Source organism: Anaerobacillus sp. QJM3NY_17, assembly GCF_056173665.1.
Genome location: NZ_CM149685.1, coordinates 1,811,402 through 1,836,061, shown reverse-complemented (window position 1 = coordinate 1,836,061; position 24,660 = coordinate 1,811,402). Strand labels below are relative to the sequence as shown.

27 protein-coding genes are annotated in these 24,660 nt (G+C 41.9%); 2 read left to right on the top strand and 25 right to left on the bottom strand.

Going from position 1 to position 24,660, the window contains the following annotated elements; all coding sequences use genetic code 11:
- Positions 1 to 133 precede the first annotated feature (133 nt).
- Positions 134 to 358, top strand: coding sequence for a DUF1128 domain-containing protein (locus tag AC0VYV_RS09820; protein ID WP_194221397.1), 225 nt, complete (start codon positions 134 to 136; stop codon positions 356 to 358).
- Positions 359 to 404: 46 nt separating this feature from the next.
- Here AC0VYV_RS09820 and rnc read toward each other — a convergent pair whose 3' ends face one another.
- The 11 genes from rnc to AC0VYV_RS09765 all read right to left on the bottom strand — a co-directional run bounded on the left by rnc (position 405) and on the right by AC0VYV_RS09765 (position 10,777).
- Entirely contained in the window at positions 405 to 1,196 is a 792-nt protein-coding gene (gene rnc, locus AC0VYV_RS09815; RefSeq protein ID WP_194221396.1) for a ribonuclease III, read from the bottom strand.
- Positions 1,197 to 1,311: 115 nt separating this feature from the next.
- Entirely contained in the window at positions 1,312 to 1,545 is a 234-nt protein-coding gene (gene acpP, locus AC0VYV_RS09810; RefSeq protein WP_048309824.1) for an acyl carrier protein, read from the bottom strand.
- A gap of 67 nt (positions 1,546 to 1,612) precedes the next feature.
- Entirely contained in the window at positions 1,613 to 2,353 is a 741-nt protein-coding gene (gene fabG, locus AC0VYV_RS09805; protein WP_194221395.1) for a 3-oxoacyl-[acyl-carrier-protein] reductase, read from the bottom strand.
- A 3-nt stretch (positions 2,354 to 2,356) separates the two neighbouring features.
- On the bottom strand, positions 2,357 to 3,298 hold the full coding sequence (gene fabD, locus AC0VYV_RS09800) for an ACP S-malonyltransferase (RefSeq protein ID WP_475374780.1): 942 nt from the start codon (positions 3,296 to 3,298) through the stop codon (positions 2,357 to 2,359).
- Positions 3,299 to 3,300: 2 nt separating this feature from the next.
- Positions 3,301 to 4,296 (bottom strand): phosphate acyltransferase PlsX, encoded by a 996-nt coding sequence (plsX, locus tag AC0VYV_RS09795; protein WP_430242722.1) that lies wholly within the window; start codon positions 4,294 to 4,296, stop codon positions 3,301 to 3,303.
- A gap of 17 nt (positions 4,297 to 4,313) precedes the next feature.
- Positions 4,314 to 4,871, bottom strand: a complete 558-nt coding sequence (gene fapR, locus AC0VYV_RS09790) for a transcription factor FapR (RefSeq protein ID WP_430242724.1) — start codon at positions 4,869 to 4,871, stop codon at positions 4,314 to 4,316.
- A gap of 122 nt (positions 4,872 to 4,993) precedes the next feature.
- Complete coding sequence (gene recG / locus AC0VYV_RS09785; RefSeq protein WP_475367270.1) at positions 4,994 to 7,024, bottom strand: ATP-dependent DNA helicase RecG; 2,031 nt, start codon at positions 7,022 to 7,024, stop codon at positions 4,994 to 4,996.
- Positions 7,025 to 7,034: 10 nt separating this feature from the next.
- On the bottom strand, positions 7,035 to 7,922 hold the full coding sequence (gene sdaAA, locus AC0VYV_RS09780; protein ID WP_194221390.1) for an L-serine ammonia-lyase, iron-sulfur-dependent, subunit alpha: 888 nt from the start codon (positions 7,920 to 7,922) through the stop codon (positions 7,035 to 7,037).
- A gap of 20 nt (positions 7,923 to 7,942) precedes the next feature.
- Complete coding sequence (gene sdaAB / locus AC0VYV_RS09775) at positions 7,943 to 8,605, bottom strand: L-serine ammonia-lyase, iron-sulfur-dependent subunit beta (RefSeq protein WP_194221389.1); 663 nt, start codon at positions 8,603 to 8,605, stop codon at positions 7,943 to 7,945.
- 107 nt (positions 8,606 to 8,712) lie between these two features.
- Positions 8,713 to 10,389 carry a DAK2 domain-containing protein gene (locus tag AC0VYV_RS09770; RefSeq protein WP_475367269.1) on the bottom strand — a complete coding sequence of 559 codons (1,677 nt, stop codon included), beginning with the start codon at positions 10,387 to 10,389 and terminating at the stop codon, positions 8,713 to 8,715.
- A 22-nt stretch (positions 10,390 to 10,411) separates the two neighbouring features.
- Positions 10,412 to 10,777 carry an Asp23/Gls24 family envelope stress response protein gene (locus AC0VYV_RS09765; protein WP_194221387.1) on the bottom strand — a complete coding sequence of 122 codons (366 nt, stop codon included), beginning with the start codon at positions 10,775 to 10,777 and terminating at the stop codon, positions 10,412 to 10,414.
- 396 nt (positions 10,778 to 11,173) lie between these two features.
- Between AC0VYV_RS09765 and rpmB the strand changes: the two genes are divergently transcribed.
- Positions 11,174 to 11,359, top strand: a complete 186-nt coding sequence (gene rpmB / locus AC0VYV_RS09760; RefSeq protein WP_098443343.1) for a 50S ribosomal protein L28 — start codon at positions 11,174 to 11,176, stop codon at positions 11,357 to 11,359.
- A 47-nt stretch (positions 11,360 to 11,406) separates the two neighbouring features.
- Here rpmB and spoVM read toward each other — a convergent pair whose 3' ends face one another.
- The 14 genes from spoVM to gmk all read right to left on the bottom strand — a co-directional run bounded on the left by spoVM (position 11,407) and on the right by gmk (position 24,639).
- A complete protein-coding gene (gene spoVM, locus AC0VYV_RS09755; RefSeq protein WP_048309835.1) occupies positions 11,407 to 11,490 on the bottom strand; it encodes a stage V sporulation protein SpoVM in 84 nt (27 codons plus the stop codon).
- A gap of 98 nt (positions 11,491 to 11,588) precedes the next feature.
- Positions 11,589 to 12,245: a thiamine diphosphokinase gene (locus tag AC0VYV_RS09750; RefSeq protein ID WP_430242733.1), complete on the bottom strand. Its 657-nt coding sequence runs from the start codon at positions 12,243 to 12,245 to the stop codon at positions 11,589 to 11,591.
- The gene (gene thiT, locus AC0VYV_RS09745; protein WP_226612808.1) at positions 12,242 to 12,793 is read right to left on the bottom strand and encodes an energy-coupled thiamine transporter ThiT; all 552 of its coding nucleotides are present in this window, start codon (positions 12,791 to 12,793) and stop codon (positions 12,242 to 12,244) included. The genes AC0VYV_RS09750 and thiT overlap by 4 nt, the downstream gene beginning before the upstream one ends.
- Before the next feature lie 74 nt (positions 12,794 to 12,867).
- The gene (gene rpe / locus AC0VYV_RS09740; RefSeq protein WP_226612806.1) at positions 12,868 to 13,515 is read right to left on the bottom strand and encodes a ribulose-phosphate 3-epimerase; all 648 of its coding nucleotides are present in this window, start codon (positions 13,513 to 13,515) and stop codon (positions 12,868 to 12,870) included.
- A 2-nt stretch (positions 13,516 to 13,517) separates the two neighbouring features.
- Positions 13,518 to 14,405, bottom strand: coding sequence for a ribosome small subunit-dependent GTPase A (gene rsgA, locus AC0VYV_RS09735; protein WP_430242739.1), 888 nt, complete (start codon positions 14,403 to 14,405; stop codon positions 13,518 to 13,520).
- Between the two features lie 10 nt (positions 14,406 to 14,415).
- Positions 14,416 to 16,470: a Stk1 family PASTA domain-containing Ser/Thr kinase gene (gene pknB, locus AC0VYV_RS09730; RefSeq protein WP_475373715.1), complete on the bottom strand. Its 2,055-nt coding sequence runs from the start codon at positions 16,468 to 16,470 to the stop codon at positions 14,416 to 14,418.
- Positions 16,464 to 17,222 (bottom strand): Stp1/IreP family PP2C-type Ser/Thr phosphatase, encoded by a 759-nt coding sequence (locus AC0VYV_RS09725; protein WP_430242744.1) that lies wholly within the window; start codon positions 17,220 to 17,222, stop codon positions 16,464 to 16,466. The genes pknB and AC0VYV_RS09725 overlap by 7 nt, the downstream gene beginning before the upstream one ends.
- Positions 17,223 to 17,299: 77 nt before the next feature.
- Positions 17,300 to 18,634, bottom strand: a complete 1,335-nt coding sequence (rsmB, locus tag AC0VYV_RS09720; protein ID WP_475367267.1) for a 16S rRNA (cytosine(967)-C(5))-methyltransferase RsmB — start codon at positions 18,632 to 18,634, stop codon at positions 17,300 to 17,302.
- A 1-nt stretch (position 18,635) separates the two neighbouring features.
- Positions 18,636 to 19,574 (bottom strand): methionyl-tRNA formyltransferase, encoded by a 939-nt coding sequence (gene fmt, locus AC0VYV_RS09715; RefSeq protein WP_475367266.1) that lies wholly within the window; start codon positions 19,572 to 19,574, stop codon positions 18,636 to 18,638.
- A 2-nt stretch (positions 19,575 to 19,576) separates the two neighbouring features.
- The gene (gene def / locus AC0VYV_RS09710) at positions 19,577 to 20,053 is read right to left on the bottom strand and encodes a peptide deformylase (protein ID WP_226612799.1); all 477 of its coding nucleotides are present in this window, start codon (positions 20,051 to 20,053) and stop codon (positions 19,577 to 19,579) included.
- Between the two features lie 21 nt (positions 20,054 to 20,074).
- Positions 20,075 to 22,477: a primosomal protein N' gene (priA, locus tag AC0VYV_RS09705; RefSeq protein ID WP_475367265.1), complete on the bottom strand. Its 2,403-nt coding sequence runs from the start codon at positions 22,475 to 22,477 to the stop codon at positions 20,075 to 20,077.
- Positions 22,474 to 23,682 carry a bifunctional phosphopantothenoylcysteine decarboxylase/phosphopantothenate--cysteine ligase CoaBC gene (coaBC, locus tag AC0VYV_RS09700; protein ID WP_475367264.1) on the bottom strand — a complete coding sequence of 403 codons (1,209 nt, stop codon included), beginning with the start codon at positions 23,680 to 23,682 and terminating at the stop codon, positions 22,474 to 22,476. Before coaBC ends, priA begins: the two co-directional genes overlap by 4 nt.
- Positions 23,683 to 23,818: 136 nt before the next feature.
- Positions 23,819 to 24,025 (bottom strand): DNA-directed RNA polymerase subunit omega, encoded by a 207-nt coding sequence (gene rpoZ, locus AC0VYV_RS09695; protein ID WP_202407214.1) that lies wholly within the window; start codon positions 24,023 to 24,025, stop codon positions 23,819 to 23,821.
- Positions 24,026 to 24,027: 2 nt separating this feature from the next.
- Complete coding sequence (gmk, locus tag AC0VYV_RS09690; RefSeq protein ID WP_194221376.1) at positions 24,028 to 24,639, bottom strand: guanylate kinase; 612 nt, start codon at positions 24,637 to 24,639, stop codon at positions 24,028 to 24,030.
- Positions 24,640 to 24,660 lie beyond the last annotated feature (21 nt).

Genomic DNA, 24,660 nt, shown 5'->3' with positions numbered 1-24,660 from the left:
TGAGACATGTTACAATAAGGAAAACCCTAAAGCAAGACAATGATGCTCTCATTGTTACTTGATTGGGAAATGGTACATAGCATGGCGACATGTCGTCATTAATTAAGTCAAATGAATAAGGCAGGTGTTACGAATGGATCTTTCCATTAAATCAGAAGAAAATCTAGCATTTATGGTCGAGAGCATTAAAGAAAAAATGCAGGTGATCAATTCTGGCATGATTAAGCCAGAATCATTCGATTTATCTTCTTATGAAGATATTCATGAAATCTATGTGATGTTAAACAAAAAACAATCACTTAGTGTTGCAGAAATGCAGGCAATCTTAGCTGAACTAGGCAAATTGCGCGCATCCTAAATCGTTAGTTAAAAGAGAATGAATCTAATGAAAAAGAATCCTGGGATCAGGATTCTTTTTCATTACGATCTTTTAAGTTTATAAGTGCTTTTTGAGCGGCCATTTGTTCGGCTTCTTTCTTTGAGCGTCCGACCCCAACACCAAGATCACTTCCATTTAACATAACTTTCGAGGAGAACTCTCTGTTATGTGCGGGTCCTTTTTCATCGGTAATAACGTAATCAATCACGCCAAGGCTTTCACGCTGAATAACTTCCTGAAGCTGGCTTTTATAATCCATCACATGAGAAAAAGCACCGGCGTTAATTTTGGGATAAACAAACTTCTCAAGAAATTCAAAGACGACTTCAAGACCTTGATCAAGATACAAAGCACAGACGAATGACTCGAATACATCAGCAAGAAGGGCAGGGCGCATTCTACCACCCGTCATCTCTTCTCCTTTGCCAAGAAGCACGAGATGTCCAAAATTCATGTCATTTGCAAACTGAACAAGTGATGGTTCACAAACAATTGCGGCTCTTAGCTTAGTTAGCTGGCCTTCACTCATATTCGGGTACTTTTCATATAAGTATCTTGATATCGTAAGCTCAAGTACGGCATCTCCAAGAAATTCAAGACGTTCATTATCCATCTGCGGATGCAGTCGATGCTCATTCACATAGGATGAATGGGTAAAAGCTTGAAAAAGAAGCTGTTCATTTTCGAACGATACACCAATTTCCTTTTGAAAAGCAGTGAATTGCGATCTGATTGCCTCTCCAACCACGAGTTGTCGTGAATGCTTAGGTTTGAAACGTCTGGCTCTCGTTTTTGGTGAATGTTTTGATTTGGACATAGATACCTCCACGACTTATCACTATCCTCTTTGTACTCTGGAGCTTTAAAGATTAATAGGAATAAACCCCCAGGCTAGCGAGGTTTATTCCACAACTTCAGGGTGATCCTGAAGATTATTGATGGCTGTTTATGTAATCAATTACATCGCCAACTGTTACAATTTTCTCAGCATCTTCATCGGAAATTTCAAGATCAAATTCATCTTCAAGTTCCATGACTAATTCCACTACATCAAGGGAATCGGCACCAAGGTCGTCTTTGAAAGAAGCTTCTGGTTTAATTTCAGATTCTTCAACTCCAAGACGATCAACAATAATTTTTGTTACACGCTCTAGTGTATCTGCCATTAGACTCACCTCCCCTCAAGCTATTATAGGATATATAAAACAAAAAAACTAGATGTTGTTGAAAAAGTTACATGATCATGCCGCCGTCAATATGAAGCGTTTGACCTGTAATATAATTGGCATCGTCAGAAACGAGAAATTTCGTTGCTTTAGCGATGTCCTCAGCTGCACCGAGTCTTCCAAGTGGAATTTGACCTTTCATTCCGCTTTTCACTTCATCAGAAAGTTCGTCTGTCATATCAGTTTCGATGAAACCAGGCGCAAGCGCATTAACCGTAATGTTGCGACTAGCAAGCTCTTTAGCAGTTGTTTTCGTTAAACCGATTACGCCTGCTTTCGCTGCTACATAGTTAGCTTGACCTGCATTCCCAGCTACACCCACGACAGATGCTACGTTTACAATGCGACCATAGCGCTGTTTCATCATTTGACGAGTAACGGACTTCGTACAGTTAAAGACACCTTTTAAGTTTGTGTCGATAACGGAATCCCACTCTTCTTCCTTCATGCGCATAATGAGATTATCACGTGTAATGCCGGCATTATTCACAAGCACCTCAAGACTTCCGAAAGTTGAAACAACTTCCTTAATCATGCCCTGAACTTCTTCCATGCTTGCTACGTTTGCTTTAATCGCAATCGCATTTCCACCAGCTGCTTTAATCTCGTCTACAACGCTATTTGCTTTCGCTTCACTTCCTGCATAATTGACAGCTATGTTCATGCCCTCTTTAGCAAGTTCTAATGCAATTGCGCGTCCGATACCCCGGGAGGCTCCTGTTACTAGAGCCGTTTTATTTTCAGCCATCGTTTATTCCTCTCCTAACTTAGCAATGAGTTGATCAAGTTGTTCTGGAGTTCCGACTGCATGAACAGATGCACGACGGTTAACCTTTTTGACAAGACCGGAAAGGACATTACCTGGACCAATTTCAATAAACGTATCAACACCAAGGTCCATTAGTTTTCTTACCGTATCTTCCCATAGAACGGGTGAATAGATTTGCTCCACTAAGTGGTTCTGAATCTCTTCAGCAGAAGTAGATGGTTCAGCCGTAACGTTAGCAATGACTGGAATCGATGCATCCTTTATATCAATTGTTTCAAGTATGCCAGATAGCTGATCGGCAGCAGGCTTCATAAGACTAGAGTGGAACGGCCCACTTACTTGAAGTGGAATCACCCGCCTAGCGCCCTTCTCTTTTGCTACTTCTGAAGCTTTCTCAACACCCGCTTTTGCGCCTGAAATGACAATTTGTCCAGGACTATTTAGGTTTGCAAGCTGCACAGTATCAGTAGAAGCCGATACCTCGTCAACTACTTGTTGTAACTCTTCTCGCTCCATTCCCATAATCGCTGCCATTGCCCCTTCACCTGAAGGAACTGCTTCTTCCATATAAAGCCCCCGGTTTCTAACCGCAAAAACGGCATCGGAAAAGGATAGAGCACCTGAAGCGACGAGGGCAGAATATTCCCCAAGACTATGACCAGCCGTATAATCAGCTGTAATGCCTTTTTCGCGAAGAGCTTCAAGAACTGCTACGCTCGTTGTCACAAGAGCGGGCTGTGCATTTTCCGTTCTCGTTAGCGTCTCAATTGGACCGTTCATAATCAATTTAGTTAATTCAAAGTTTAAGCGATGATCCGCTTCTGTAAATACATCTTTTGATACAGAATAAGCTTCCATAAAATCCTGTCCCATCCCGACTGCCTGTGAACCTTGGCCGGGGAATAAAAAGGCTGTTTTTCCCATAATTACTCTCCTTCCTCTTTAACAAGAGATGATTGAATGGCGGTCACAACATTTCCAGTGACCATCGTTCTAGCTTGCTTAATCGCACTGAAAACAGCTCTTCCATTAGAAGATCCATGCGCTTTAATCACAGGAGCGTTCAGACCAAATAAGCCTGCGCCACCGTACTCTGAATAATCTAGCTTCGTGCTTAAATTCTTCAGCTTCGGTTTTAATACTCCCGCTGCTAATTTACTTGTAAATGAGCTTGTAAGCTCTTCTTTTAGCATCTTAAACATTGTGAGAGCCGTTCCTTCAATCGTCTTTAATACTAGATTCCCTGAGAACCCATCACAGACGACGACATCCGCTTCATTACCAAGAATGTCCCTTGACTCTACGTTTCCAACAAAGTTCAATCCACTTTCTTGAAGCAGGGAAAAGGCCTGTTTGCTTAGCTCATTCCCTTTACCTTCTTCTGTTCCAATGTTCAAAAGACCTATGCGAGGGTTCTCGATACCTCGCACTTTCTCTGCATAAACCGAGCCCATATGAGCATATTGGAGAAGGTGTTCTGGTTTCGCATCCATATTGGCGCCAACATCAAGTAGCACAAAACCAGCTTCGTCAATTGTTGGGAGCGTAGGAGCTAATCCTGGACGATCAATCCCCTTAATACGGCCAACGTAGAGCAATCCTGCTGCCATTAACGCACCAGTATTACCAGCTGATATAGCGGCATCTGCCCGACCTTCCTTTACTTCGTTCACGGCTAAAACCATCGAAGCGTTTTTCTTTCGTCGAACAGCTTTTACTGGTTGATCGTCTGATGAGATGTATTCTTCCGTATGTAATACCGTTATTCGATCCTTATTTCCTTTTAATAGCGGGTTGATTTTAGTTTCATCACCCACAATCGTTACTGACAAATCATTGAATGCCTCAATCGCTTCATATACACCATCTATAATGGCATCAGGTGCGTTGTCTCCACCCATTGCGTCAATTGCAAGTCTCATTTTCAAACAACTTCCCTTCAGGATTTAGTCGAGCGATACATGACAAATTCACCAGAAAAGACATTCTCATTCTGGACGAAGCTATTCACTTCAACCGTTGTCCGGTCTTTCCGTTGATCTGTCACTACAGCTTTCGCAACAACTCGCTCTCCTTCATTCACCTGACTTGAAAAGCGAATATTTGCTTTTGCTGTCAGTGCAAGCTCATCATCAATTATAGCAACAGCAAGTGAATTCGCCTGCGCAAAAAGGTGATGTCCTCTTGCGATTTTGTTTCTTGAAAAAACGTGTTCAGGGCGAATGTCCAATATGGAAATCGCACTTTCATCAAGCTGTAAATCGACCACCTGACCGATTACTTCATCAATCGGAAGTGCTTTCACCTCATCAAGCTGCTGTTGTGCTACATACTTAATTCGCTCTCTTAATTCTGGAATGGAGAGCTCAAGACGATCTAGTCTGATGGTTTGAATGCTTACATTAAATTTATCAGCAAGCTCCTCATCTGTGATAAAGGGAGTGCTCTCAATCGTATCCTTTAGCTGACTTTGCCGATCTTTCTTACTCCTCTTCATATACTACCGCCGCCTATCTAGCATTAATAAACGGATAAAGAGGATCAAGTTGATCCTCTTTATCTCAGTCTTATGACTAGGTCCTAAAAGGTAGTATATACCGAGCATGTTGATTATGCAAGCTAATCCAATTTTTCTCCACTTAAAACGCCCTGCTCTGTCAGATAGTCTCGTAAACTGCGGTATGTCCCATCTTCCCAAAATGCGGTGGACTCTACGAGAGCAGCTGCATCATTTCGAGCTACTTCTAGCACGCGATAATCATGCACCAGGTCGGCTACTTTAAATTCAGGCAAACCACTTTGTTTACGTCCAAAAAAGTCTCCAGGTCCTCGAAGTTCTAAATCACGCTGAGAAAGAACAAAGCCATCATTCGATTCTGTCATAATTTGCATTCGCTCTTTGCCTACTTCAGATTTCGGATCTGCTAGTAATATGCAATAAGATTGCTCACTTCCACGACCTACTCGACCTCTCAGTTGATGAAGTTGAGCAAGGCCAAATCGTTCTGCATCATAGATTACCATAATTGTCGCATTTGGGACGTTTACCCCAACCTCAACAACCGTTGTAGATACAAGAAGCTGGACGTCATTCGTACTGAATTCCTCCATTACGGCTTCCTTTTCATCTGAGCTTAGACGTCCATGCATTAAACCTACTTGATAGTCAGGCAATGCTGTTTGCATTTGAAAATGAACATCAATCGCATTTTGTACATCCAACTTCTCTGATTCTTCAATAAGCGGGCAGATCACATAGCCCTGTCTGCCTTGATCTAATTCTTTTTTCACAAAATCGATTACACGCGGTAGCATTCCTGGCTTTGCCCAATATGTCTCAATTGGTTTACGCCCTGCAGGCATTTCATCTATCGTCGAAACATCCATATCACCAAATACCGAAATAGCAAGCGTCCTTGGGATAGGTGTTGCCGTCATATAAAGAACATCCGGACTTAATCCCTTTTCTCTTAGCACTCTGCGCTGTCCTACTCCAAACCGATGCTGTTCATCCGTAATAACCAGGCCAAGATTTTGAAATACCACTTCATCTTGTATTAACGCATGTGTCCCAATTAATAGATCCACTTCTCCAACCGCGAGTCGTTCAAGTATCTCTCTACGCTTCTTACCTTTCACAGACCCAGTTAATAGTTCCACCTTTAGTCTGTTACCTAGGAGATCCTGAAATGATTCGTAATGCTGTTCTGCTAGAATTTCCGTCGGAACCATTAACGCCCCCTGGTGACCAGCTAAGTAAGATGCATATAAGCCAATAGCCGCTACTACAGTTTTACCAGAACCTACATCACCTTGGAGCAGGCGATTCATGCGATAGGAGCTTTCCATATCCTTCAATATCTCTCCTACTACGCGATTTTGTGCGCCTGTTAATGGAAAAGGAAGGCTTTGAACAAACTCCTCTAATTTTTCTTTTTCAAAAACTTGAGAAGCTCCTTCAGTGCTTTCACGTTCCCTTTTTCGGAAAATCTGCATTTTTAACTGAAATTGGAGTAGTTCTTCATAAACAAAACGACGTCTCGCTTGCTTAAGTCCTTCATGAGAAGGAGGCGAATGCATCATTAAGATGGCATCCTTCCTTGGCATCAACTTATACCTTTCAAGCATTTGAGGTGGAAGGTTTTCTTCAATTTGTTCTCCAAACTGATTCAAAGCAAGCTGGATATATCGCTTCATTGCCTTCACCGTCACGTCTCCACCTACAGGATAGATCGGCTCAATTGTACCGTCTGGGTTATGACTGGAGAACGTGATTTCATTTGCTGAAAGCGTCATTTTATGTTGATCCCATTTGCCAGTAACGGTAACAATCTGTCCTAACGTAAACTGCTTTTTTAGAAAAGCACGATTAAAAAAAACGGCTGTTATGAGGAATTTCCCTACTAACAGCCTTACGGACAATCGTGATTTTTTCTTTCCATAAAAGCGAACTACCGGTTCACTATGAACTTTCCCTTCAAGTGTAGCTCGCTCTTCATGTTTCACATCAGCGAGATCTTTCAACTCATAATCTTCATAGCGAAATGGAAAATATTCAATTAAATCTTGTATTCTGTTTATACCGATTGATGAAAGAGACGCTGCTTTCTCATCACCAATTCCTTTTATCTGTGTAATCCGATCGTCCATTGATCTTCACTCATTTCCTATCAAGGGATACTCCAAATATTTTCGCTTCTAACTCTCGGCCAGTTGGCGTTGCTGCAAGTCCTCCTTGAGCCGTTTCTCGAAGAGTAGAAGGCATAGATTGCCCAATTTTGTACATTGCATCAATCACTTCATCACAAGGAATGCGACTTGTAATGCCCGCAAGAGACATATCTGCTGCAACTAGTGCGTTGGAAGCGCCCATGGCATTTCGCTTAACGCAAGGAACCTCGACAAGTCCAGCTACAGGGTCACATACAAGACCAAGCATGTTCTTAAGTGCAATCGCAAACGCATGAGAAGATTGTTCAGGAGTACCACCCATTAATTCTACAATCGCTGCCGCAGCCATCCCAGTTGCTGATCCTACTTCAGCCTGACAGCCACCTGCAGCACCTGAAATGGAAGCATTATTAGCTACAACAAACCCAAATGCTCCTGAAGTAAAGAGGTATCTCACCATCTGCTCTTCTGTAGGATTCACTTTCTCCCGAATTGCGAAGAGTGTCCCAGGTACCACTCCTGCAGACCCTGCTGTTGGCGTCGCACAAATGGTTCCCATCGCTGCATTCACTTCATTCGTAGCGATCGCTTTACTTACCGCATCAAGCATTGTTTGTCCGGATAGTGAATTCCCTGTCTTCATATAATTTTGAAGCAGCACTGCATCTCCGCCAGTTAATCCTGAATGAGAGCGAACATCCTCATTAATTCCCCGTTCAACCGCTTGCTCCATAACAACAAGGTTATTTTTCATTTGAGCATAAACTTCTTCTCGGGTATTTCCTCTGAAGTCCATTTCCTGTTCAATCATAATTTCAGAAATTGGTTTATTTTTCGATTGCGCTAATTCTACTAGTTCTGCTACGTTACGAAACATACCCATTCCTCCTCTATATCTTAATCGCTAATTTTTGCGACTTGAATAATATTCGGTAACAACTCAACCTCATCTAATACAACTTGAGGGATATTTTGATCCACTTCAATCGTCATCAATGCTTCCTTGCCCTTTTCTTTTCGTGAAACGTTCATATGACCGATATTAATTTCATGCTTTGCTAACGTATTAGATACACCTGCAATGGCACCGAAACGATCATTATGGACTACAAGAATAGCTGGACTGTTCCCTGAAAGACCGAGCGCAAACCCATTTAACTCAATGACTTCAATTTTACCTCCACCTATCGAGATCCCGACAAGCTCAAGTTCACCCTTCTCATCAGTGAGATGAATTCGAGCAGTATTAGGGTGATCTGTTAAGGCATCCTCTTCAGTAAAACGAACTTTGATTTTCTTCTCTTTTGCAATTGTAAGCGCATTCACTATTCGCTCATCGTAAGTATCAAAATCAAGCACGCCACCGACTAGGGCAACATCCGTACCGTGTCCTTTGTACGTTCTTGCAAATGAACCATAAAGAGAAATTGTAATCGTCTTTGGCTCACGACCAAACAAATGTCTAGCAACTCGACCAATTCTTGCTGCTCCAGCCGTATGGGAGCTTGAAGGACCAATCATAACAGGACCAATAATGTCAAAAACACTGCGAAACTTCACATTGATGCCACCTTTCACCATATACACTTTATCTCACAAAAGATGTTCTTTACAGAAAAAGAAAACCTGGCTCAAGCCACGTTTCTTTTTCTGCAAATATGAAACATTTATTCCACTGCCATGATATAGCTATATATCGGCTGTTTACCTTCGTGAAGTTCTACTTCTACTTCATCAAACTGCTCTTCAATATAAGCAACAATACTTTCAGCTTCTTCTTGATCTGTATCTTCACCATATATGATCGTAACGATTTCATCATCTTCGGTAATCATAGAAGACAGAAGCGACTTCGCGACTTCAAGACGTTCCTTTTCAGAAACAATAATTTTGCCATCTGCGATTCCCATGAAATCATCCTTCGTAATATCGATACCATCAATCTTAGTATCTCTAACCGCAAACGTAACTTGTCCTGACTTAACAGCTGACAGGCTTTCTTTCATTGTTTCCGCATTAGCTTCAGGATCAACCGATGGATTGAAGCCAAGAAGACTAGAAATACCCTGAGGAACTGTTTTAGAAGGAATCACGATGACATTCTCATCTACAACTGAAGCTGCCTGCTGTGCAGTCATCACAATATTACTATTATTCGGTAAGATAATAATATTCTCAGCATAAACTTCTTCAATCGCTTTAATGATATCTTCAGTACTTGGGTTCATCGTCTGGCCACCTGGAATCACATAGTTCGCACCTAAGCTTTCAAACAAAGTAGCGATCCCGTCTCCCATGGAAACCGTAATAATTCCGTATTTTTTTCGTTCAGCCGGCTTCTCCTGCTTAACAGGCTCGGGGCGTTCTTCTTTTAAGATTGTAGAATGCTGCTCACGCATATTCTCAATCTTAATTTTAATTAAGCTCCCGTAATTCTGTGCATACGTCATAATATTTCCCGGGTACTCTGTATGCATATGTACTTTAACGAGATCTTCGTCAGATACAACCAAAAGCGAATCCCCATGTTTATCGAGTTCGTTTCGGAATGCTTCCTCATCATATGGCGATTTCGCAAGCTTCTCATTTTCGAATTGAACCATGAACTCTGTACAGTAACCAAATTCAATGTCTTCCGTTTTCATATGACCCTGCGCACTTTTGTGGTGCTCAGCTCTAACGAGTTCGTCCATTTTCTCTTGATCAACGGATGAATCGGGCGTTTCTTTTCCTTCTAGAACCGCTAGAAACCCTTCATAAATAAGTAAAAGTCCCTGGCCACCTGAGTCAACGACACCGACTTCTTTCAGAACTGGAAGAAGATCAGGAGTACGATTGAGGGATTCTTTCCCCTCTTTAACTACTACCTGCATTAATTCAACCACGTCTGATATTTTCTTTGAAGACTTCACTGCTTTTCGAGCAGCGTCTTTAGCTACTGTAAGAATTGTACCTTCCACTGGTTTCATAACGGCTTTATAGGCAGAATCCACCCCGTTTTCAAGAGCAGCGGCTAGTTCAACACTTGTGATCTCAGACTTTCCTTCGATCGATTTCGAAAATCCTCGAAATAGCTGAGAAAGAATTACGCCAGAGTTTCCCCGTGCGCCCATTAATAATCCTCTTGCAAAAAGAGATGCGACATCTCCTACTTTATCTGAGCTGCTCGATCTTACTTCAGCTGCTCCAGACGTAATTGTTAAGTTCATGTTTGTACCAGTATCTCCATCCGGCACTGGAAAAACATTAAGCGCATCTACCATCTTGGCATTCTTTGAAAGGTTGTTTGCTCCTTCAAGGACCATTTGCGCAAAACGCTTCCCATCAATCTTTTGAATCGTCACAGACTTTTCCTCCTAACTCCGTTTAAGGGTTCGTTACTCTAACCCCTTGGACGTATATGTTTACTGAATCAATTGATAGCCCAAGCATTTGATCAAGTTGATATTTCACTTTTGTTTGCACATTGTGGGCTACTTCAGAAATTTTAGTACCATAGCTCACGATAATATACATGTCAATGTTAAGGTCGTCGTCTTCTTCTTTGCGAACGACAATCCCTCTGCTAAAGTTATCTTTTCCCAATAGTTCTGTAATACCATCTTTCAATTGCTTTTGTGAAGCCATTCCAACGATACCATAACAATCAATCGCAGCGCCACCTGCAATCGCAGCGACTACTTCCGTCGAAATATCAATCTGTCCGTATTGGGTTTTCATTTCAATTGCCATTATATTTCCTCCCTTAGCGATTTGGGTACTGATCTTTTGACTACTTCTATCCTCGTATAGATTCTGTTCATAAAATAATGGCTGAGTTACTGAACGATGAGTAAAATGAGTGTTTCACGCAAATGAGCCAAAATCGAGAATTCAACACTATAAGCTTACATAGCCAAAATAATAAATAAAATAAATCCTATGCACAGCTACCGTTATTTTACTACACTATTAGTCATAATAAAAGTTCATCGTATAAAACCTCTAATATGATAAGCTTTTACTGTTAAGTTTTTTTCTTGATAAGACGTGTTAAACATCTTGCATTCACTACACCTACATGATACTATAGTGGAGGATTTATCCTGCACTTCTTGTGCAATGTAGGACAGTAAGGAGGTAGAAACAATGGCTAAATGTGCAATCACTGGACGCAAAACTTCGTTTGGTAACAAACGTTCTCACGCGTTGAATACAACTAAACGTAAATTTGGTGCTAACCTTCAAAAGGTACGCATCATGGTAGATGGTAAACCTAAGAAAGTTTATGTATCTGCTCGTGCTCTTAAATCAGGCAAAATCGAACGCGCATAGTAACATGCAAAAAAGCACCCAAACGGGTGCTTTTTTTTGTTTCTAAACTATTCATTTTTTTTGAAAGACCCTAGCACTGCTCTCACAAAACCACCGAGAAACTTTGGTAATTTAATCGTATAGAACTTCATATTTCCCCCTCCTCAGAAAGTCAAAGATGGACCCCAGGATGAACAATATGAGAATATAAGATGCATTACTATTATATTCGCCGAAATTAAAATAGTACCTAAACCTGCTCGGCGTCCGAACTTCTTACCACCAATAGTATGCCCTGATTAAATGAATAAGACCCATTTTCCTCGATCAGTTCATTGCTAATACATAAACTTGACCCCCATGAAATATGTCTATTCGTAAGGGGATAACGATATCCAATTAGCGTTAAGCCTTTGACTTCAGGAGTAAAGGAGAGAAAAGACATATAGGGAAAACGATGATCCTTTTGGACAGTATATGTGCCTGGCTCTTTCATTTCCATTCGATTTAATTTATCCTCAATGGCAAGCTTCACGTCTGACTTCACGCCCTTAATTAACATCTGAACGTTCATCCAGCTATGATCAAGCCTGCCACCTGTTACCCCAAACATTGTAACCTCTTCAGGACCTTCATCGATGGCCCAATCAAGAGCGATTTCTAAATCTGTGTGGTCCTTTTCAGAAGGATAGACGGTAAACGCTAAATCGTGTGACTCCATCCATTCTCTTTCTTCATTGGTTACCGAGTCAAAATCCCCAAATCCATGTTCAGGAATAATGTTATTTTTCAGAAGCGTATAGACGCCTCGGTCGACCCCAATCCACCTTACATTTCTTTCAGTCAGAAGATGGGTTGGAAGGTCTTCTTCCGGTCCTCCCGCAACAATATAAATAGGCTTCCTCATTGCTCATGCACCAGCTTAGGTGCTTGATGTGAGAGCAGAGCCAAGACGACAATTGATACAGCGGCAGTTGGTAACAAATAAGATGCATTATAAAGAAAGGAGTATAAGGCCACAGGGGTACCTTCTGGTGCCATTTCGCCGAACCAGATCACACCAGATATAAAATGACTCACAAGTCGAAGTAATGATCCGGTTAAACAGCCAAGAATGATCATTGTGATTCGCTTCCGTTTCGGCTCGTCAACTTTAACACTAAAAATCCCCGCCATACCGACAACCATAAATGCAATTGGATAATCTAGTAGAAATTGAATAGGATGCACATAAAAAGGCGGCACGATTAGAGGTTGTAAAATACCAACTAAAAGCCCTGTCGTTAAACCGGCACCAAGTCCTCTTCGATAAGCAATTAGAAAAATAGGTACCATAGCTAGCGACACAGAGCCGCCATTTGGCCAGAGCCTGAGTGATAATAAATCTAAAATCACTCCAACCGCAGCCATTAAAGCTATTTCTACAAGCAAAAGAAGTCGATTATCTTTCTTCATGAATCATAATTCCTCCATAACCTAAACTTTTGTATAAAGTCTTATTAAAAAACAGCGGGAGAAGCCCCGCTGTTTTATGATTGACGTATCTGATCAATGGCTGCTTTCCGATCAGATTGATTATAAATGGCTGAACCTGCTACGAGAACAGTGGCACCCGCTTCAATACATGCACGAGCCGTCTCCGCGTTCACACCACCGTCTACTTCGATTTCTGGAGCTACACCAAGAGAATCTGCTAGCTGCTTCGTTTCCGTAATCTTCGCAAGAACTCTCTCAATAAAAGCTTGACCTCCAAAGCCTGGATTGACCGTCATTAATAGGACTAGATCTACATCCTCAATCACGTGCTTAATGGAATCAACAGGCGTCGCAGGATTAATAACAACACCCGCCTTCACACCTTTACTTTTAATGAGCTGAATAGTGCGGTGGAGATGCGGACAAGCCTCTGCATGAACGGTCAAAATATCCGCTCCAGCTTCAGCAAACTCTTCGATATATTGGTCAGGATTTTCTATCATAAGATGAACATCAAGCGGTAGTGATGTCACTGGACGAAGAGCTCGTACGATTGGTGCACCAATCGTAATGTTCGGAACAAAATGACCGTCCATCACATCTACGTGAATATAGTCAGCACCAGCTGCTTCTACGTCTTTTACTTCTTCACCTAATCTGGCAAAGTCTGATGCCAAAATAGAAGGGGCGATTTTTATCATAATTAATACCTCCGTTTTTGGTCCTTAATTTCCTGGAAGAAAGAAGAATAATGGTCATAGCGATACGCTTGAATTTCTTCTTTTTCGACGGCTACTTTTACTGCACACCCCGGCTCTGATTGGTGGGTGCAAGCGCGAAATTTACACTCACTGCTTTTCATTCTGATCTCAGGGAAGTAGAGCCAAAGATCATCGGCTTCAATTCCTCTAAAATCCAATGAGCTAAATCCAGGAGTATCTGCAACAAGGCCTGAGCCGAAAGGAATAAGTTCTACATGTCGCGTCGTATGTTTTCCTCGACCAAGGTGAGTCGATATATCGCTTGTATCTAGTTCAAGGTCAGGATTAATAGCGTTTAATAAGGAAGACTTCCCTACTCCTGACTGTCCTGCAAACACCGTTACCTTTTCTTGGAAATAAGGCTCGATTTCTGAAACGCCTGAAAGGCTTTGAGCAGAAGAAACGATGACGTCATACCCAATCTCACGATAATCATCAGCATAGGCCATGATCTCACTTTCTTCCACCTCTGCAACCAAATCAATCTTAGTAATACAGATGATCGGCTGAATATCACTAGCTTCAATGTGCACAAGAAATTTATCAAGAAGCTGTGTGTTAAACGTAGGTTGTGTTGCTGAGAAAACAAGAAATGCCTGATCAACATTAGCAATAGGAGGTCGAACCAATTCGTTTTCTCTCTCCTTTATTTCCAATACATAGCCATCCGTTTTGTTCTCGGCTTCATACCTTACAAAATCACCAACAAGTGGCGTGATTTTTCGCTTCCGAAAATTCCCTCTTCCTCTGCACTGATAAATTTCCTTATTCTCTTCATCCTGCACGTAATAAAAGCCACTAAGCGCTTTAATTATTCTTCCATCTGCCATGTAGGACTCCTTACTCATTTTTTCCATATTTTTGTTTCGCTTCGTCATACGTAATGGTCTTTGAATTTCCCTTTTTTTCTTTCCCATCGACATATGTTTTATATGATGCTTCCTCACCGGGGTAAATGGTTAAATCAAACTTAATCTCTTTCGTTTCTGTGATCGTTTCAGAGATTTCTTCTCCTTCTGTCGTTGAATCCTTGTAGAGAATCTCAATTAAATGCTCTTCTCCCTTTTTCACATCGATTTTAAACGAATTTGGAACAACGATTGCCTCATCTTCCGGCGAAGGTTCCGGTTCCGGCTCCGGCTCTGGCTCTGGTTCCGGTTCTGGATCAGGCTCGGGTTCTGGTTCGGGTTCTGGCTCAGGTTCTGGTTCTGGACCTTTTGATAAAGTAATTGTAATCTCATCTCCAGCTTTCACTTCCGCAGCAGTGCCTGGTGAATGAGAGACGACTTTACCTTCTTCAACAAGTTCACTAAATTCAGGGTCATTATAAGAGAGATTTAGCTTTTTATCATCTGCATAGCTTTCCACTTCTGCTTTTGTCTTTTCCTTTAAATCCTCTAATGGAAATGGTTCGGGCCCTAAACTATACCATATGATAATTCGATCTTCTGTTGGTAACACCAGCTTCCCAGCCTCAGGATTTTGATCATAGATCTCACCTTCAGGGTCATCTCGGTATTCACCTTCATACTTCACACCTTTAAAGCCTTGCTCTTTCAATAACGGTTCAACCTCATCTTTTGATCTACCGATAAAATCATCAAGCTCTGTTTTTTCAGCACCTTCACTGACATATAAAGTAACGGCGCTATCTTCCTTCACCATCGTACCTGATGTAGGATCCTGTTTAATAACATCGTCTTCCTCTACGTCTTCGCTAAATTGCTCTTCTTTTTTTACATCCAGCTTTTGTTCGATTAGGGCAGATCTTGCTTCTTCATAAGTCATTCCAGATACGTCAGGAACTTCCACATCACTTACTGAGAAGAGATCAGGGATAAAAGTAAATGCAAGCGCGGCTGCACCACCTAAGAGGAGGAGAATCACTAAAACAATAACAGCAATCTTACCGGCCTTCTTCTTCTTTTTAGGTGGCGGATCATCAGACTCTGTCTTTTGTACAGGTTCTTGAGGCCTTGTCTCCTGCATTTTGTCACCAAGGCGGCCAGGAGTAACTGGTGCCAACACTTTTGTAGCATCTGCATCATCCTGCTCAGGTGCTTTATCGTAAATTTTAGTTGGACTTAGCGACATCTCAAGCGCTTCATAAAGCTCTTCAGCGTTTTGGTAGCGTTGAACAGGATCTTTTGCCATAGCTTTCATAATAATATGTTCCACGTTTTTCGGAAGAGAAGTGTTAATTAGGCTTGGTTTAGGAAAACGATCTTGTAAGTGCTTTAGGGCAACAGATACGGGGGAATCACCCGAAAAGGGAAGAACACCCGTGACCATTTCATAAAGAACGACACCAAGAGAATAAATATCTGACCGTTCATTTGCTACAGCGCCACGCGCCTGCTCAGGTGAGAAGTAATGCACAGAACCAAGAACGGAGTTAGTATGCGTGATTGTTGCAGATGTCACGGCCATCGCAATTCCAAAATCCGTTACTTTTGCTTCTCCGTAGTCGTTTATTAGAATATTATGAGGTTTGATATCTCGATGGATGATGTGATTCTCATGTGCATGCTCAATTGCGGACGTCATTTGCTTCATAATATCAATGGCTTCCTCAATCGGCAGTGCTCCACGGTTGCGAATTTTTTGCTTAAGCGTTGTTCCCGGTACATATTCCATGACGATATAGTAGAAGTCTTCTTCCTCCCCTACATCATAGATGGAAACGATATTAGGATGAGCTAGACTCGTTGCAGATTCTGCTTCTCTTCGAAATCGCTTTATAAAATCATCATCTTGAGAAAATTCGGGCCGAAGCAGCTTGACAGCAACTGTACGATCCAAAATTAAATCTAAAGCTCGATAGACGATTGCCATTCCGCCGTCACCAATGACTTCAAGCAGTTTGTAACGTCCATTTATGTGCTTTCCTAGCATGAGCCTTCACTTCCAGAATTAGAGGAATTCTCAATAATCGCAACTGTGATATTATCTTCTCCGCCTGCTTCATTTGCTAAGCGAATGAGTTCTGTTCCCTTCTCATGAAGAGATCGGTCAGAGTTCATAACTTCCTCTAATTCACGATCAGAAACTTTGTTCGTTAAACCATCTGAGCAAAAAAGGGCTGATTGATTCTCATCCCATTCAAAGGTATGCACATCTACCTTAACGTTTTCATCTGTTCCAATCGCACGTAATAGTACATTTTTACGAGGATGATCTTCTGCTTCTTCTTCTGAGAGCTGACCACTTTTTACGAGTTCATTCACAAGTGAATGATCACTTGTTTTTTGATCAAGAACACGATCGCCGAATAAATATGCGCGGCTATCGCCTACATGACCAATTGTAATAAACTCATTCGTACACACAGCTGCTACAAGAGTCGTTCCCATTCCGGAATATTCAGGTTTTTCTTTAGAAAAAGCTAGGATTGTTTCATTCGCTTTACGAATGGTATGTAATAGCCATGCTTCCGCTCTTCCCGGGCGAAATCCAGCTTTCTCTTCTTCCCAACTCATCTCCATCGATTCAACTGCTAGAGCACTGGCAACGTCACCTGCCTGATGACCGCCCATCCCATCTGCAACAATTACAAGATACTCATTTAGACTATTGTGCACAACCTTCGTGCTATCTTCATTGTATGCCCTTACTTGTCCTTGATCAGTTAATGCTATTGCTTGCATGTGATTACCCCGTCTCCTCTTATCACAAGAATGCGGGAAGAATCGCCTATTACAAGACGATTCACCAGCACTCAGCATTATTTTTTAACTAAACACGCGATATAAAATCCATCCGTACCAAAATACTGTGGTAGTAGCTGTAGCTGTCCATCTTCACAATATGTTCTTACTTTTTCTGGTAAGCGGTTTGAGAATGATTCATCTAGTGAAAAATCAGGATGCTCTTCAAGGAACTGTTTTACCACTTCCTGGTTTTCTACACTTTCTATTGTACACGTACTGTAAACCAATTTTCCACCTGGTTTTAAAAGAGAAGCTTGAGAGGCAAGGATGCCTTTCTGAACACTTGTAATCCGCTCAATGTCATCTTCTTTCTTTGACCACTTAATGTCTGGTTTTCTTCTTAGCACTCCGAAGCCTGTGCACGGCGCATCAACAAGAATACGATCAAATGACTTTGCCTTGAAGCGATCTGCAACGTTTCTACTGTCGAGGGCTTCTGCTTCAATAGCGCGGAGATTAAGACGCTGTGCCTGTTTTTTAATTAATTTAACTTTATGAGGATGCAAATCAAGCGAATTCACATGTCCTGATCCATTTAATCTTTCTGCAATATGAGTAGATTTACCACCTGGTGCCGCACATGCGTCGAGGACTTTTTGACCTGGCTCAATTCCAAGCGCTCTTGCAACAAGCATCGAACTTTCATCTTGAATGGTTAAATCACCGCGCTTATACACTTCAGTATCAAGCACTTTCCCCTGGATCACCTTGATGGCATCTACTGAAAGACTACCTTCTACAGCTTCCACACCCTCTTTTTTCAAGTCTTCGATAACTTGATCAACAGAAGTTCGTACCATATTCACACGCGCTGTCACATATGGAGAAAGGAGATTTTCTTCACACATCGCCTCTGTCGATTCAACACCAAGCTGATCAATCCAGCGTTTGACGAGCCATAGCGGATGACTTTTCGCAATGGAAATGCGTTCCGCAACATCTTCAATATCTTCAGGATTCTTCAGTCCTTTTCTTTGGGTATTGCGAAGTACCCCATTCACCATTCCACTAATACCTTTGTGTCCACGTTTTTTTGCTATTTCAACTGCCTCATGGATGATGGCGCGATCTGGTACACGATCAAGATAAACCATTTGATAAAGAGAAAGTTGCAAGAGAGAAATGACCCACGTCTGGATTCTCTTACGATTTGTTAGAAAATCATCTAAGTAGAAATCCAGTGTATTCTTTCGCTGGATCGTACCGTATACGATTTCTGTTAATAAGCCTGTATCTTTCCGGCTTAGCTTATGCTTCTTAATCGTTTCATTCAGCAATAAATTGCTGTATGCCTGGTTTTTGTTAATCTTTTCAATTACATCAAGTGCTGCTTCTCTTACATTTGTCATACTATTCACCAAATCTCTCATTTTTCTCGAATGTTCTTGCTTGTAAATACTGTGCGGATGTCATACGTTTTTTGCCTGATGGTTGAATCTCCGTTAACTTGATTGCTGTTGAGTTGCCTGTTGCTACGACCGGACCATCTGCATCCGTATATAAAACAGAACCTGGATCTGCCTTCTCAGCACTCTCTACTTTCTCAGCCCACCAAATCTTCATCACTTTTCCATCATACTCTGTAAACGCGACTGGCCATGGATGCAATCCACGTACCTGGTTATAAATTTCTTCACCAGTCTTCGTCCAGTCGATCTTCTCCTGCTCTCGTTTAATGTTAGGGGCAAAAGTAGCCTCTTCATCGTTTTGCTTTACAGGAGTTAATTCACCGTTTAGAAGCTGTGGCAACGTTTCTTTCAAAAGCTCAGAGCCTGAAGCACTTAATTTATCATGAAGTGTTCCAGTATTGTCACGTTCTTCAATAGGGACAACGGACTGTGTTAGGATATCGCCTGCGTCCAATTTCTCAACCATATACATGATCGTAATGCCTGTTTCTTTTTTCCCCTGAAGGATGGAGTAATGAATCGGTGCGCCTCCGCGAAGCTCAGGTAGCAATGACGCATGAACATTAATACAACCGTACTTCGGAGCATCAAGCAGCTGTTTTGGTAGAATTTGTCCAAATGCAGCCGTTACAATCAAATCAGGTTCTAATTCTAGAATAGGCTGAAGCTGTGCAGGGTCTTTCACTTTCTCAGGTTGTAACACCGGAAGTCCATGCTTTTCTGCAGCCACCTTAACAGGAGGAGGTGTAAGCACTCTTTTTCTGCCTTTTGGACGATCTGGTTGTGTCACTACGCCAACAATGCTATAACCTTCCTCTACAAGCATATCAAGGACAGGAACTGAAAAATCCGGTGTACCCATAAATACAATTTTCGTCATCGTTACTCACTCTCTCCTTCCTGTTCAGGATCGACATACCGAATAACTTTCTCAGTAAAGAGCACGCCATGAAGATGGTCGATTTCATGCTGAATCGCTCTCGCAAAGAACCCCTCTGCTTTCAGTTTGAATTCACGTCCAAAACGATTTTGGGCTTTTAGTGTGATCGTATACGGGCGTTCTACTTCTCCAAACAGTCCAGGAAAACTTAAACAACCTTCAAGATCCACCTCTTTACCAGAAGCCTTCACGACCTTAGGATTGATTAATTCTAATGCTTCTTCTTCTCTCGTATCAACAACTGCGACTTGCTGTTTAATGCCAATTTGCGGAGCAGCTAGACCCACTCCATCTGCTTGATACATTGTCTCAAACATATCATCAAGCAACTGATGCAATTCTTTATCGAAATGCTCGACAGGCGCGCATTCCACTTCAAGCACCTCATTCGGGTGCAATACAATATCTCTAATAGCCACTCATATACTCCCTTTCACATTCTACATCATCATATAAGGCTGGGTATCAATGGACAGCTGCAGTCCTCCGCGGCTAATTTCCTTCGAAAAGTGCTTTTGGATTTCTTTTAAATGATGATGTAAGTTCGGTTCAGTTTTGTATTTTATCATGCATTGATAACGATATCTATCTTTGATCCGCGGGATAGGTGAAGCAACAGGACCGAGAACCACACTAGCTTTGGATAAATGATCCTTTAAATAGCCCGCAATTTTCTCAGTCACATCAACCGTTTTCGTTAGCTCTTCGTGTGAGACGTTCACCATGGCAAGAAAGTAAAACGGCGGATAGCCAAATTGTTTTCTTGTTAGCATCTCACGCTTATAAAACGACTGGTAGTCATGATCAGCTGCCATTTCAATACTGTAATGTTCGGGCGTGTATGATTGAACGATTACCTCTCCCGGAAGCAAGTGACGCCCGGCACGACCACTAACTTGCGTGAGAAGTTGGAACGTTTTCTCAGAAGCACGAAAATCAGGTAGATGGAGCATTGCATCACCCGCTAAAACACCAACGAGCGTTACGTTCGGAAAATCAAGACCTTTTGCGATCATTTGAGTACCAAGTAGAATATCGGCTTTTCCTTCTCCAAATTGGTTCAGGAGCTTCTCATGCGCTCCTTTTCTCCTTGTCGTATCAACGTCCATTCTAACTACCCGAGCTTCCGGAAGAATTTTCGTTAGTTCTTCTTCCACTCGCTGAGTGCCTGTCCCAAAGAAGCGAATATGCTCGCTTTCACATTCAGGACAGCGGCTTGGAAAGGGTTCTTCATGGCCACAATAGTGGCATCGCATTGTTCCATTGATTTTGTGATACGTTAAGCTAATATCGCAATGAGGACATTCCGCCACATACCCACAGTCCCGACACATGATGAATGTTGAATATCCTCTTCGATTTAAAAAGAGAACCGTTTGCTCCTTTTTTTCCAGGCGGTCTTTCAATTTGTCATAAAGATCATTCGAAAACATCGACCTGTTGCCGGCTCGCAATTCTTCTCTCATATCGACAATAGACACAGCAGGCATTGCCTGCTTGTTTACCCTTTCTAATAATTCAAGGAGAGTATAGACACCTTTGGACGCTCTTGCATAAGATTCGAGTGACGGTGTAGCACTGCCTAGTACGACGGGACACGCGTAGTGGTCTCCGCGCTTAATAGCTACATCTCTCGCATGATACCTTGGGTTTTCTTCCTGTTTGTAGCTACTCTCATGCTCCTCATCAATAATAATGATGCCAAGATTCGTAAAAGGCGCAAAAACCGCCGAACGTGCTCCAACAACTACTTTCACTTCTTTCCGATGAATCTTACGCCATTCATCGTACTTTTCTCCTCGAGAAAGACCGCTATGTAAAACAGCGACTTCTGAACCGAATCGACTTTTGAATCTGGTCACCATTTGTGGTGTTAATGAGATTTCAGGGACGAGGACAATTGCCTCTTTACCTTGTTCGAGCACACGATGAATCGATTGCAAATAGATCTCTGTTTTCCCGCTCCCTGTTACGCCATGAATGAGAAACGTCTCGTGATGACGATTTTCAATGCTATGAAGAATTGGCGTAATCGCTTGTTCTTGGAGATCAGTTAGCTCCAGAGCAGTTGAAGGTGTAAACTCTCGACCCTTATAAGGATCACGATAAAGCTCCACTTCTTCTTCCTTTAATATCCCTTTTGATACAAGCGATTTGATTGTAGACCGGGTAGTATCGAGCATATCCATGAGCTCTTTATAAGAAACCGCGCCTTCATATTGAATAAAGTGCTGAATAATTTCCTGCTGTTTCAACGCACGGTTACCCATTTGTTCTTTTTCGCTTTGAAGTTGAGCCTCACTAAGAGCCGCGGAAACAGAAAGGATTGTTTTCGGTGCCGTTTTCTCTTTCACATCATATCGTACTTCGAGCTCATCATTTTTGATAGCTCGATTTAACTCCTTATGGCTAAAGTGGGAAAGAAAGTCTTCCCACTTCACAACGTTTGAAGAAGTGAGCATACGATGCCATGGTGCCGCTTCATTCGAACGGCTTCCGAGCACAACTGATTTCGTTACATTCGCTTTCATCGCTGCAGGTAACATAACTTGAAGAGCCGATACGGCATAGCAAAGTGCTTTTTCAGTTAGCCAGAATCCAAGATCAAGTAATTCTTTTGTCAACACTGGTGTAACATCTTTCACTTCACTTATTTCCTTCAATTTTGCATGTTCTGATTCACTTACGACAGAGATAACGAACCCCTGAATTTTTCTTGGTCCAAAAGGAACGACAACCCTCATTCCAGGCTCGATCATTTCCTCCCATTCTTCAGGAATAGCATAATCAAACATGCGATCAGTTTGATTTGCTGGTACGTCAACGATAACTTTAGCGATCATGAATGTGTCACGTCCAGACGTATCACTTCATCCAATATACGATTTGCCGCTTCATGTTTTGACTGTAATGGAAGATCTACTCGCTCACCATCTTTTCTAAGGAGCGTCATCACGTTTGTATCTTTGTCAAAACCTGCTCCCACCGCTTTAATGTTATTCGCGCAGATAAGATCAAGGTTTTTCTTTTCTAGCTTCTTTAGAGCATATTCATCTAACCGCTCTGACTCAGCAGCAAAGCCGACGAGTATTTGATCCTTTTTCTGCTGTCCAAGGGTCCATAAAATATCTTTTGTTCGCTCCATTTCAATGACCATATCATCATCTGACTTCTTCATTTTCTCAGTAGAGACCATAGAAGGACGGTAATCAGCAACTGCAGCTGCCTTAATGATCACATTAGCATCCGCAGAAGCTGACAGGACAGATTGGTACATTTCTTCAGCTGTTATCACATCTATACGTTCAACTCGTTCAGGAGTCGTTAACGTAACAGGACCTGCTACAAGCGTGACATCTGCGCCACGTTTCGCGGCCTGCTCGGCTAGAGCAAAGCCCATTTTCCCGGATGAATAATTTGTAAAGTAACGAACGGGGTCAACCGCTTCACGAGTTGGGCCTGCTGTAACGATAACTTTCTTTCCAGACAAGTCCCCTACATCCTCTTGAAAATATGTTTCGAGCGTTGAGAGAATGTCTTCTGGTTCCGCCATCCGACCTTTGCCAACGTAACCGCACGCGAGTAAACCTTCTCCTGGCTCAAGAAAATGACAGTTGAAGGAGCGAAGTACATCCATATTCTTTTTCACCGCTGGATGATCGTACATATGAACGTTCATGGCAGGGGCTACAAAGATAGGTGCCTCTGTAGCAAGTAATGTGGTGGACATCATGTCATCTGCAATTCCATTAGCTAGCTTACCAATCATGTTCGCTGTTGCAGGGGCAATCAAGACGAGATCGGCCCAATCTGCCAGATCAATATGAGCAACTGAAGCTGGATCTTTTTCTTCGAACGTATCTCGATACACATCATTTCGTGATAACGTTTGGAATGTTAACGGCGTTACGAATTCAGTCGCTGAATCTGTCATTAACACTTTTACTTCTGCGCCTGTTTGATACAGCTTGCTCGTAAGTGCCGCTGCTTTAAACACCGCAATTCCACCGCTCACACAAAGCAAAATTTTCTTCCCTTTGAAACTCACCAGATTCACCTTCCATCTTATTAGTTAACATAATATAAATATCGCAACCTTGATAATTATAGCGATCGTAATGGAATTCTCTCTATAGAATCAAGAAAAAAATAACAACCTATTCTCATAGGTTGTTACTTCTTAATCAGTCTTCTATCATTCCATCAGCAAGTAGTTTGCCATCAAGCACTTCTTCAAGCGCTTTGCCAACAGCCTTAACGGACTTTGGACGATCAACATAAACATTACCAGTTTGTTGAATCGTGCGTGCACGCTTAGCTGAAAGTGTTGCAAGTGTGTACTTTGAATCAATGCGATCCATTAGTGAGTCAATCGATGGGTATAAAATCATAATTAAACCTCCGTTACATTCTTATATTTATGTGCAAGACGATCACGTCTAAGGTGCTCTGCTGTAATAATAGCACGAATTCGCTCGCAAGCTAATTCAACTTGATCATTTTCAACGATATAATCGTATTCATCAATCAATTCGATTTCCTCTTTCGCTACGCCCATACGGTTATCAATTAAATCATTTGATTCCGTACCGCGGTTTACGATGCGATTTCTAAGTTCTGTCAAACTAGGAGGCATTAAGAAAATGAAAGCTCCTTCAGGAAAATGCTTTCGTACTTGCTTTGCTCCCTGAACTTCAATTTCAAGTAGCACATCTCTACCTGACTGCAATGTCTCTTCCACATAGTCAACAGGCGTACCGTAATAATTGCCAACGTAATGGGCATATTCGAGTAGCTTATTATTTTCGATCATCTCTTCAAATTCTTCATGAGATTTAAAGAAATAATCGACGCCGTTCACTTCACCTTCACGCGGTTTACGGGTTGTAACAGAAATCGAATACTGTACTTCAGCCGCATTTTGCATGAATGCTTTTCTGACTGTTCCTTTTCCGACACCAGATGGGCCTGATAGAACAATTAACAATCCACGTTCTTTTTCCATACTTACCTCCACTTAATTGAT